General features: G+C 45.0%; 1 protein-coding gene and 1 pseudogene. Both read left to right on the forward strand.

The window, feature by feature from the left end; genetic code table 11:
* On the forward strand, positions 1 to 619 hold a 619-nt coding region (locus tag GRP75_RS24015; RefSeq protein ID WP_160790571.1), incomplete at its 5' end, for a M20 metallopeptidase family protein.
* 465 nt (positions 620 to 1,084) lie between these two features.
* Positions 1,085 to 2,589: pseudogene (locus GRP75_RS24020) on the forward strand (xyloglucanase); the annotation flags it as partial.

Here is a 2,589-nt window from a genome sequence, read left to right on the forward strand (position 1 = left end):
CGACGCGTTTACGATCCAGATCAACGGTAAAGGCGGGCATGGCGCACGACCGCATCAGACGGTGGACTCTATTGTTATCGGCAGTCAAATTGTGAACGGGTTGCAGCAGGTGGTTAGTCGCAGGGTGGACCCTATTGAATCAGCAGTGTTAACGATTGGGGTATTTCAAGCTGGAACTGCCTTTAATGTGATTGCAGATAAGGCTAAAATTGAAGGCACCGTACGTACGTTTAATAAGGAAGTGCGTAAGGAAGTCGAGAATGAAATTCGCAGTATCGTCAAGGGGTTGACTGAGGCTTATCATGCCGGATACGAAATTGACTATCTGAATGGCTATCCTTCTTTGGTGAATGCCGAAGCCGAAACGGAACGTGTACGCGAGCTCATCGGCAGACTGTATGGAGCAGACGCTTTTTTGGATTTGAAGCCGGTCATGGGAGCAGAGGATTTTGCTTATTATTTAGAGCAACGACCGGGAGCCTTCATTCATGTGGGTGCACGCAATGAGGATGAACGAACGCATTTTGCTCATCACCATCCTCACTTTGATTTTGATGAGCGGGCATTGCTCGTCTCAGGGCATATTTTTTTAGCACTGGCGCTTGAATACTTGCAATAATAGGCATATGTTTATGACTGAGGACATATTAACGAAGCTGGAACCGCGCATAGCGCGGTTTTTTGTTGTAAATCAAAGTATTTTGACACCCATAAAGAATGAAAATCAAGTAATTAATTCACTATATGAAAAATTCATAATAAAATTAAATAAAAGGTATTAACTCTGAAGGAAGTTCAAACCTCCTATTATAAGCTGCGGAGCAGGAGATAAAATTGTATTATCTTGATTTTTCGCACAAGGAAATGGGAAAAAGATGACGAATCTATTGAGCAAGTCACCGATGTAAGCGCTAACAAAAAGCGCCGTATTTATTGGGAATGAATGGGGGTGAGTCTGAGAGGACATTTGTCAGAATTGTGAGAAGCAACGATAACGATAGGAACGAATTCAGAATCGGCTGATTACTTTTATCTCAAAATGACTCGCATATTCAATTGATAATGAAGAAGGAGGTTGAATTCATTGACTAAGGCAAAAAACAGGTTGAGAATTGCTTGTTTGGCGCTTGTGGTAGCGGGTGCTTCCTGGACAGGAATGATAGCGCCGACTCATGCTGCTCCAAGTGACGATTACAGTTGGAAAAGTGTGGTTACGGGTGGAGGAGGTGGTTTTGTACCTGGCATTATTTTTAATGAAACGGAAAAAGACCTGATCTATGCCCGTACAGATATTGGAGGAGCTTACCGCTGGAATGCTGCCAATGAGAGTTGGATTCCGCTGACGGATTCTGTGGGCTGGGAGGATTGGAACAAAAATGGTGTCGATGCACTAGCGACTGATCCTGTTGATCCGAATCGTGTATATATAGCTACAGGTACGTATACTAATTCATGGGATAAACAAAACGGGCAAATTATGCGTTCCACCGACAGGGGCAATACGTGGCAGACAACCAAGCTTCCTTTTAAGGTGGGGGGCAATATGCCGGGGCGTTCAATGGGTGAACGTCTGACGATTGATCCAAATAAGAATAATATTTTGTTCTTTGGAGCTCGAAGTGGTAATGGACTATGGAAAAGCTCTGATTTTGGAGCAACTTGGAGCAAGGTAAGCAGTTTCCCGATGAATATACCAGCGACATTGTCGGTTTAGCGTGGATCACCTTTGACAAAAAAACAGGCTCTTCCAGTAAAGCAACGCAGATGATCTATGTAGGTGTTGCAGACAAAAAGCAAAGTGTCTATCGCAGTACAGATGGCGGGACAACCTGGTCTGCTATAGCGGGACAGCCTACGGGCTATTTGCCACATCACGGTGTGTTATCACCGGACGGCAATCTATATATTTCTTATAGCGATGGAGCAGGTCCATATGATGGATCAAAGGGTGAACTGTGGAAATTGAATACAGCAAGCGGGCAATGGACTAACATTAGCCCCATAGGTAGCAGTAGTGCGGACAATCATTTTGGATATGGTGGACTGACGGTGGATGCCCAGAAGCCAGGTACACTCATGGTTGCTACGTTGAATGCCTGGTGGCCGGATGAAACGATTTATCGCAGCACTGATAGTGGGGCAACTTGGAATCCTATTTGGGAATTTGATGGTTATCCGTCTCGTAAGCTAAAATACAATCTGGATATAAGCGGTGCGCCTTGGCTGACTTTCAATGCCAACCCTGCTCCACCGGAAGTATCGCCCAAGCTGGGGTGGATGATTGGAGATCTGGAGATAGATCCATTTAATTCAGACCATATGTTGTACGGCACCGGAGCTACGATTTATGGCTCTAAAAATCTGACCAATTGGGATAAAGGCGGAAAGCTGGATATTTCAGTAGCCGCTAAAGGGGTAGAGGAAACGGCAATTTTGGATCTGGTGAGCCCTCCAACCGGCGCGCCTTTGGTGAGCGCAGTAGGTGATGTCTCTGGATTCAGACATGACGATTTATTCAAGGCTCCAGCTAAAATGCTGGATAATCCGACCTTTACAAGCAGCGAAAGCATTGATTATGCCGATCTGAAT

The organism is Paenibacillus sp. OT2-17, assembly GCF_009827695.1.
Classification (GTDB): domain Bacteria; phylum Bacillota; class Bacilli; order Paenibacillales; family Paenibacillaceae; genus Paenibacillus; species Paenibacillus polymyxa_B.